Raw genomic sequence first — 9,082 nt, forward strand, 5'->3', positions numbered from 1 at the left:
CTTGATGCCCGATAGATCAGGTCTCAGGCTCAGTTTCAATCAGTCGTTCATCGTGTTTACGCGCTGCATTCTTTGTCTGATCCCGACACTCTTGGTGTTGCTCTCAGGAACGCAGCTTCCTGCCCAAGTCGCAGGCAATGCCGATGGATCGGTTTGTGACGAAGGTTTCGAAAACAAGAACGGATCGTGCCAAAGAACAGACGTACCAGAAAACGCATATTTGACGGGTAGCTCCTATGGTAGCGGCTGGGAATGCAATCACGGTTTCCAGAATGTCGGAGAACTCTGTGAGGAAATAAGAGTTCCTGAAAATGCCTATCTTGCATCAACCGGAGATCAGTGGGAGTGCAATCGGCTGTTCCAGCGTGTCGGAGAACTCTGTGAAGAAGTGATGGCACCTCAAAATGGATACGTCGAAACCCGGTTTGGCGTGCAGGAAATACACTGCAACTGGGGATTTCGTAAGGAGAACCAGGATTGTGTTGCGATAAATGTCCCGAGCAACGGCCGCCTGACTGACAAAAACAGCGCGGATGGTTGGGTGTGCATCAGAGGTTATAGGGCAGCGGATAGCGGCTGTGAGCCCGTGGCAGTTCCACAGCATGCATACCTTGCGCCTGAAACGTATTCCGGATGGAAATGCGAACGTGGTTTTCGCGCAAACCGGGACAGGTGCGTTGCGATCCTTGTCCCTTCAAATGCTCACTTAAATCGAAGAGGTGATGGTTGGGAATGCAATCGGCCGTTCACACGACAGAACGATACGTGCACCGAAAATGTGCCGCGACAATAGGTTGGTGGAAATCAATCTCGCCCGACATATCCGGAAGGACCAAGCCGTGAACCATAACTCGATTGACGAAAATCTGGGCAAAAGGCTCAAAGCCGAAAAGGCTCATCGCAGGTCCTACAGGGTTAAGATGTTTATCGCGTTAGCGGTTTTTGTTGCGGCGATAGTTGTAGTGGTGTTTCTCTGATGCGTAAAAATGCCCCTCAAGTGACCCTTCCGGACTCAAAGATGTCAGCTCGTGGTTTGGAACAAAGAGCATTTCAGGACCGCAGTGTTCGTAAGACGCGGAACGCTGACGTATCCGGGGTGATTGAAGAAGAGTTTGGAAAGTACTTGATCAAGGCTGGCATTCTGAGCGGTAACAGCGTTGCGCGCGCATTCCCCAAGCCACCAGCTAAAACACAGGCAATGATTGCCGATGCAGTCGGCGAAACACCAGCATTGGCCATTGAAACCTTAAAAGAAATTCTCGAAGAACGAGACAGGAAACGTAGCGGTCAACGCCGTTTGGAGGGAAACTCCGGCACCTTCGTTCCCAGCGAAAGAGAATATGCCGAGGCACTGCGCCAGATCAGGCTCACCCCTGCGCAGGTCACAATGCTCAAAGCACTTACAATCGCAGGCAAGGAAGGTCTGACCATTGGTCACTTGTCTCAGGCGGCCGGTTACAAATCCCGCGAGGCCTCCATCAAGGTCTTCAAGAAAATCGGACTATTGATCGCAGAATATCTGGAACTCGTACTTCCCGAAGCCGGATCGGCACAGAATGACGGTGCTGCTCAGGTAATCGCATATTCTCACGTCGAAAGTGACGATGAACCAGCTACTTGGATCATGCATCAGGAACTGCGCGATGCTGTTCGCTCGGTTCTATGACGTGCGTTCCAGCCCCCGCTTTTGTAGCGAACTCTGAACCGGATCAAATGCACGAAAGGTTGCTCACGTAGCTTATGTTGGAGAAAAGACCATATCCGCTCGACCTGATCTATGTACCTGTGAAACGGGCGAAAACGCTTGATCAACAAAAAGTTCTGACGCTGGCCGAAGATATTCTGAAGAACGGCCAGAAGACCCCGATCCAGATACGCTCGGACAACAAGAGGTTCGTGCTGATTGAAGGCCTTCACCGATTAGAGGCCATTCGCGCCCTAGGAGGTGATACCGTCGAAGCCTATTTGGTCCGTGCCAGACTACACTAAATACCTATTGGAATTGGCGTTCGACAAAGCCTCGGAAAATGTCAGCAGACGTTGACATTTTTCATCCCAAAGATGCAACCGTGCGCAATGAAGGCTCTCAAATAAAGTAATACGCTGGCAATCTTCCAACTCAGAATGGTCACGCAAAACCTCGTTTAGCCGATAAAACGGTATGCGGCTGGCGAGATGGTGAACATGGTGCACACCAATGTTGCCAGAGAACCACCGCAGGATGCCTGGCAGGGCATAGTGAGAACTGCCATAGAACGCGGCGTTCTGAAGGTTCCAGCCCTCTTCCCGATCCCAAGTCGTGTGCTCGAACTGGTGTTGAATGTAGAAAAGCCAAATACCAATGGATGATGCGACAATCACGGTTGGTAGGAAAACACACGCCAACACCTCAAAGCCTCCGGCCCAAAAAACCAGAGCCAACAACCCTGCAATCGCGGCGTTTGTTCCCATCGCACTTGCCCAGTACAGCCAACCGGACCGCATGAAACCAAGAGGTAGGCGGTTTTGAAGAAAGAACGTATAGACCGGCGCTACAACGAACAGGAAGATGGGATTCCGGGTCAGACGATAAGCTGCACGCCCGAACCACTTCCGCTTCAGGTATTCCTCAATGGTTAAGGTAGGGATGTCACCCATACCACGCCGATCAAGGTTACCGGTTGAGGCATGGTGAATCGCATGGCTTTGCCGCCAAACGTCATAGGGAGTAACGGTAAGAACACCCAGAACCCGGCCGATCCAATTGCATGCGCGGCGACTTCTAAAGAAAGATCCGTGACCACAATCATGCATGATGATGAAGATACGGACCAGAAATGCGGCATTCAGGATGGCCAGAAATATTGCGATCCAGACGCTGAATGACAACGCAAACCACGCTAGGGCCCATAGCGCGAATAAGGGGAAAACAGTGATCGCAAGTTCAAAAACACTGCGCTTAGCATCGGGCACACGGTACTGCGCGAGCACCCGCGTCCAGTCTTTAGGTTGCAACTTACTTGGTCTCCGACGGCTTATAGTCGCCCATTGTTCAAACGGGCACCCCATAAGGGTGCCCGTAAAAGGTCAGGCCAGTGCCAGATTGGCGGCGCTGTCGCGTCCGTCACGGCCAGCTTCGACGTCAAAAGTGACCTTCTGGCCGTCTTTCAATTCGCTGATGCCGGAACGTTCAAGTGCTGAGATATGCACGAACACATCGCGCTTACCATCTTCAGGCTCGATAAAGCCAAAACCTTTGGTCGAGTTGAACCATTTTACTGTGCCATTTGCCATGGTGGAAGTCTCCTAATACTTGCCGCCCGCATCATTGCGGCGACTCGGCGTGGTCGGTCTGAATCGAAAGACTGAACGCCGAGTTTGGGAGACAGCAGGTCGAAAAAGAAAAACGTAAGCCTTGTGTATATGGACTTTGAGTACACACGATACAAGCCTTGATACAATGGAAAGCAACAGAAGATCTGAGTCTGCCTAGCCCAATTTGGGACAAAGATAGGCAGAACGCATTGCTCTGCGTTTCGGAAATCAGAGGTCGGCTTCTGATAAAACCTGCCGAATGCGTATGCAGCAAATTGATTGCTCAGGCACGGCAGGTAGGGCTCACTGTCCGAAATCGCCGCGTGCTTCAAGAACACCGCGGCCAGGCACAAATGTTCATTGATTGAAACATTACTAAATCAACGAGTTGACCTCTCTAACGAACGGTAGATTCTGCGCGGCCCGAATCTTGGGTCATGCTGCGTTGGCATAGAGCGACTGCGAGCCTCAAAGTGCCATTAGTAGGTCCGTATCTGCGTAAGCATCGGGCAAGAAACGTTACCGATGTTACAGTTGGCCGTAAGTTCATTCAGGGCGGCCTCCAATCGCTTAAGTTCGATTATCTTCATACGCACATTGGAGATATGAAGCTCGGCCAGTTCCTTAACGGATTGGCAATCCTCGCTATCACCTTCGGACAGGTTGAGAAGCACCTTTGCATCGGCAAGCGCAAAACCCAAGTCTCGGCACTTCCTTAGAAAACAAAGCCGTCCCACATCGTGCGCAGAGTACATGCGTCGATTATTCGATGCCCTTTCTGGTTTCGGCACGATCCCTTCGCGTTCGTAGTAGCGGATAGTTTCAATTCCGACACCGCTTTGCCGGGATGCCTCCCCAATCGCAAACATGTGAGATTTCCTGTCTTGATCCTGTAGTGGCTACAGAAGTTATACGAGAGGTTGTTGTCTCTACAACTCCGCGCGACGTAGTCCATCAGGGAAACAGAATGCAGAAGTACCTTAGCCTCAGCTATTTGGGATCGCTATCAGCGCTTGGCGTCGCGACTTGCTGCGTTTTGCCCATGATGATGATGTTACTGGGGCTGGGCGGCAGTTGGTTGGCAATCTTTGGGAAGGTTGCGGCAGCGAGTTACTATGTGCTGACGATTTCAACGGCGCTCGTCGCGATATCGTGGCTGGTATCTTATCGGCGCGGTTCCTTACCGACGTTAAAATGGCGGCTTGCAGGAACAACTCTAATCACCGGCGTGGCTTGGGTCGTTGTGTTTAACGAGGCACGGATTAACGATTACCTGATCATGCAGATGTGAGACTATGACAAAACAAACTGTAGTCCTAGAAAGCACCCTGATTTGCCCGAAGTGCGGCCACAGCGAAACCGAGCAAATGCCAACGGATGCTTGCCAGTGGTTCTATGAATGCAAGTCGTGCAAAACAGTTTTGAAGCCGTTGGAAGGCGACTGTTGTGTTTACTGTTCATATGCCACGGTCCCGTGTCCACCAATTCAGCTAGGCGATAGCTGTTGCGGATGAAGTGAAGGACGGCTTTGTTGAGCAAACTGTGAACTGCCGCCGCGAGCATCGCTGCTATTTGCATGAATGACAGTTCTTTCCGCTGCTTGGCCGCACAAGATATTCGGCAGTTGCAATGTTGTTACTGCTACAAGCGCATGCAGCAATAAAATCCAGGGTACAGAATGGGCTCGTAGCGGACCTTCGAAGTCAACAGTAAGGAGCGAATGTCGACGGTGCGAAAATAGCCGACATACATCTTTTGTCGCCGGGACAGGTTGGAAGGCCACCAAGCTGCCATTCGCTGCGGTCGCAATATTCGGCTCGACTAAGGGCAGCTTTGCGCAGAAAGCCGAATTGCAAAGTCAAGGGACGAGCCCCAGAGCCTTCTTCAAAGAAAGATCCCAAGGACCAGGCCCGCAAACAGCTTTCCCAACTAGTAACAGTAGTCTCATGAGTCTGTGTTAAAGAAAGCAAACACCAGCAAATCTGGAATTTCCGCCTTCTGTGAGATCCTTTCCAATGGTGTTTCACCATGCGGTCTGAATATTCCCAATTCGTGATCGCCTGGATGCAGACTTTGCAATGCCCTAGAAATATTGACATGTCTGTCGCCGCCGTACCGGGAAGCGCCAAATTCCATGACATCCTCGCCATTCAATTTGTTTACGCTAACATCACGTTGTGTAGCCACAACATACACAAGTGCGTACAAATTCAGGCTCTTTTGTGATACCTTACAAATATTTCGCTGCGAATTACTCGCAGCAAGACCAATAATAACTGCCAATTTTTTGAACGGGGGGATCCAAAAATGGCATTAATTTATAAACGTGGCGGCGACGATATAATTTTCGGCACACCTTGGTCAGATATCATCTTTTCAGGTCGAGGCGACGACGAGGTTCACGCAGGTGATGGGTCAGACTTCGTGTGGACCGGTCGTGGCAACGACATCGTAAATGGCGGAGCCGGAGCAGATTTCATCAAATCCGGATCAGGCGACGATATAGCCATTTTCAATTTAGCAGAGAACTCTGGAAGAAAATGGCTTTGGGATACTTATAACGGCGGAAAAGGGCAGGACACACTCAAACTCGAACTGACGAGCGAGGAGTGGTCCGATCCTGATGTTCGGGCAGAGATCACAGCGTATTTTGAGTTTCTCAAGACGGCCACTGGTCGGAAAGCCTTCCAATTCGAAACTTTGAAACTGTCAGTTTCAAAGTTCGAGGTCGCCGAACTCTATATTGATGGGCAATTGTTTGATCCTCTGAAGGAAGAAATTGACCTTTCCGGGTCGACCGGAGATGAGACAGTCACAATTACCAGCCCTGTTGGGGGTGTTGTCACAACTGGTTCCGGAAACGACGACATTACTGGCGATATCGGCGATGACGTAATCCGTAGCGGAGCCGGAAATGACACGATCTATCCAGGCGACGGCGACGACTATGTAGACGCTGGTAGCGGGGATGATACCATCGTCGCGGGTCAAGGTGCGGGAGATGATATCTATATCGGCGGCGCTGGTAACGACACCATTAGATACACATCTGCCGCAAATGGGGTCATAGTTGATCTTCGAGAAATCGACCGCAGCGAGCAAACATCGGCCTTTTCAGCCACATTCGCCACGATCGGCGAGTTGCTGTCGAATCCACCTGCGCCAGCGCCATCGTTGGCTCCAAACACACCGACCGGATTTGCCGAAGGGGAAGATGTCGATCTGGATGCGCTTATCGGAATAGAAAACGTGATCGCTGGCGACGGGGATGACTTTATTACAGGTTCTGATTCAGACAACTTGATCGAAAGCGGAGCGGGCAACGATGAAGTCAACGCGCTTAAAGGAAACGATTTCGTGAGAGGTGGCGTCGGTAATGACACACTGAACGGTGGAGAAGGAGATGATACATTAGTTGGTGGTGAAGGAAACGACATAATAATTGGCGGTCTTGGCTACGACACAATAGTTCTATCGGGAAATAGTACCGAATACTTGATTGAGAATGTTGCAGGAAACACATACCGGATCACTGACTCGGTGGCGGGGCGCGACGGTGTCGATACATTTTCAAATATTTCACTTGTTGTTTTTGCGGATGTCTCACTGTTTGATTATCAATTGCCACCGGCGGGACCAATTGAAGGCACTGAGAATGATGAGACCTTAACTGGTACTACCGGCTCAGATTCCTTTTTCAGTTTTGGCGGTAACGATACTATTTTGGGCGATGACGGCGGCGACTACATTCTTGCGGATGCGGGAAATGACAATATCGACGCCGGTGAGGGTTTTGACACGGTAGACTATACGAACTCCGAATCCCCGATAGTTGTAGTTCTCGTTGATGGCGTTAATGGGACGGTGGCACACCGTTTCGGGGGCGTCGACTATTTGGACACGATCACGAATACAGAGTTTATTTTTGGCACGCTTGGCGATGATGAATTCTATGCTTCCGATACCGGTGGAGCGATATTTGAGCCCTTTGGTGGAGACGATGTAGTCACGGGAGGCGCTGGGTTCGACGGTGTTTCCTACGGATTGTTGGACCAAGCCTTTCGCGGTTTCGAAGTAATTTTTTCAACAACCGAAGCTGGGAACGCCGATGTTGTTGTCGACACACATGGTGACCGAGACACCCTAATAAGTATAGAGAATGTCGCCGGTTCTCAGAACAGTGACATATTTCTTGGGGGAGCAGGGGATCAGGTATTTGCAGATGGGAATCCTGACATATCACCTGGTGACCCAGTGTTTGGCACATCGGATCTGATTGATGGCGGAGATGGCTTCGACACTCTCGATGTTACTGGTCCACTCCCAGTTAGCATCGATATGGAAAACACATTAACACCTGAAGAAGTTACGCAGTTTGTTGATGATACTTTTGGAGGGTTTGCCGCCCTTCACCCAGACACTGCAGCTAGATTGCAATCTGACTTAACTGGGTTCTTTTGGTTCACCAACGGAGCGGGAGAAACCAGCATAGCTCGTAGCATAGAGTCTGTAGACTTGTTCCGCGGCGCGTCAGATTTTGTTGCAGGAGATTCAGGGGCTAATGTGTTCAGTGGATTTGCTGGTGATGACGAGTTGCTTGGACGTGGAGGAGATGACTTTCTATTTGGTGGTCTCGGAAACGACATATTGGATGGTGGATCTGAACAAGACAGTTTGGAAGGGGGTGCGGGAACTGACGTCCTAATTGGCGGAACTGGCGATGATGAAATGGCTGGTGGTATTAACGCTGACGAGTTTCACTTCAATCCTGGGGATGGCAATGACACCATCAGCGATTTTGAACTTCTGTCGGACTCCCTGGTACTAAGCGGCGGCCTAACCATTGATAATCTTTCTGAGGCGGACATCAATGGCGACGGGGAACTGGACACAATCGTCGAGTTTTCTTCCGGTGACAGCGTAACACTACTGTTTGTCAGTGGCATCACTGACCCGAACGACTTACTGTAAGTTTACAAGCCGCCCTCGTGAGACATTCAATCTTCAATCGCAATGGCTCTGGTCCGCCCGACTGGCGACCGAATTGTAGAGCGATGAGGAAGGGGTCTTGTCCTGCCAGTTGGCGGATCAATCGCGATTATCGGGATCTCGGAGATTCTGCCGTTAGCAAAGCTGGTGTCAGCCTCGCTTGGGTTTGTCTTGATTGGGCTCGGGGTCGTGAATGTGGCGCCGATCCTGTTTAGCGGTGCCAGACGCCATCGCCTGACGGCGCCAGGGATCGCGACCCTATCGGTAACTACAGCGGGAAACTCAGACATCCTGATTAGGCCAGCGTCGACCGCTTTCGTATCTGGGGCATCGACACTGACTATGCGCTTATGGATTCTTGAGATGCTAGTGTTGACGATTAAGATATCCGCTAGACTGGCTAAGAAGATCGAGACAACCATTCATCCCAGTTATGCGTCTCAATGCCACGAATTTGTTGGGGCGGTACAATTCGTTAGAAGGACTCAGTGCATAGCGCAACTAAACCGACGAAACGGTGTGGTCCATGCTCAACTGAGCTTTTCAAAGTCTGGATTCTGGGCATTTCTGACGTTCTACAGCACGGATGTTGCTCGGCAGCGAATAGGGGCTTTGTCCACCCACTTGCCATCCGAAACTGGAATTTGAACGTCCGGAATGTGCGGTTTTCGACCTGCCGCACATGCGAAAGACCGAAGCTCGCTAAACGGCATCTGTGGGTGGCTCCTGCATTGCAAGCGTTTACTCGTGATTTTGCGGCATTTTTCGTCAGTACCTTCGTCTGTCCGGCCTGTTTGTG

General features: G+C 50.8%; 8 protein-coding genes. 5 read left to right on the forward strand and 3 right to left on the reverse strand.

The genetic code is table 11. The features are described from left to right. The first annotated feature begins 976 nt into the window (after nt 1–976). Nucleotides 977–1,666: a hypothetical protein gene (locus ACR0IK_RS22260; protein WP_170704302.1), complete on the forward strand. Its 690-nt coding sequence runs from the start codon at nt 977–979 to the stop codon at nt 1,664–1,666. 74 nt (nt 1,667–1,740) lie between these two features. Further along, entirely contained in the window at nt 1,741–1,989 is a 249-nt protein-coding gene (locus tag ACR0IK_RS22265) for a ParB N-terminal domain-containing protein (RefSeq protein ID WP_039524390.1), read from the forward strand. On the opposite strand, the gene ACR0IK_RS22270 is transcribed toward ACR0IK_RS22265, so the two are convergent. The 3 genes from ACR0IK_RS22270 to ACR0IK_RS22280 all read right to left on the reverse strand — a co-directional run bounded on the left by ACR0IK_RS22270 (nt 1,981) and on the right by ACR0IK_RS22280 (nt 4,163). Continuing rightward, a complete protein-coding gene (locus tag ACR0IK_RS22270) occupies nt 1,981–2,994 on the reverse strand; it encodes a fatty acid desaturase (RefSeq protein ID WP_480643326.1) in 1,014 nt (337 codons plus the stop codon). The genes ACR0IK_RS22265 and ACR0IK_RS22270 overlap by 9 nt on opposite strands. Nucleotides 2,995–3,066: 72 nt before the next feature. After that, nucleotides 3,067–3,273 carry a cold-shock protein gene (locus ACR0IK_RS22275; protein ID WP_170430361.1) on the reverse strand — a complete coding sequence of 69 codons (207 nt, stop codon included), beginning with the start codon at nt 3,271–3,273 and terminating at the stop codon, nt 3,067–3,069. Nucleotides 3,274–3,773: 500 nt separating this feature from the next. Further along, nucleotides 3,774–4,163: a MerR family transcriptional regulator gene (locus tag ACR0IK_RS22280; RefSeq protein ID WP_170499190.1), complete on the reverse strand. Its 390-nt coding sequence runs from the start codon at nt 4,161–4,163 to the stop codon at nt 3,774–3,776. A gap of 98 nt (nt 4,164–4,261) precedes the next feature. Here ACR0IK_RS22280 and ACR0IK_RS22285 point away from each other — a divergent pair, with 98 nt between their 5' ends. The 3 genes from ACR0IK_RS22285 to ACR0IK_RS22295 all read left to right on the forward strand — a co-directional run bounded on the left by ACR0IK_RS22285 (nt 4,262) and on the right by ACR0IK_RS22295 (nt 8,265). Then, complete coding sequence (locus ACR0IK_RS22285) at nt 4,262–4,585, forward strand: hypothetical protein (protein ID WP_170499188.1); 324 nt, start codon at nt 4,262–4,264, stop codon at nt 4,583–4,585. Nucleotides 4,586–4,589: 4 nt separating this feature from the next. After that, a complete protein-coding gene (locus ACR0IK_RS22290; RefSeq protein ID WP_237217120.1) occupies nt 4,590–4,808 on the forward strand; it encodes a GDCCVxC domain-containing (seleno)protein in 219 nt (72 codons plus the stop codon). 793 nt (nt 4,809–5,601) lie between these two features. Next, on the forward strand, nt 5,602–8,265 hold the full coding sequence (locus ACR0IK_RS22295) for a calcium-binding protein (RefSeq protein ID WP_480643327.1): 2,664 nt from the start codon (nt 5,602–5,604) through the stop codon (nt 8,263–8,265). Nucleotides 8,266–9,082: the final 817 nt, after the last annotated feature.

The organism is Ruegeria sp. BF7, from assembly GCF_056538605.1.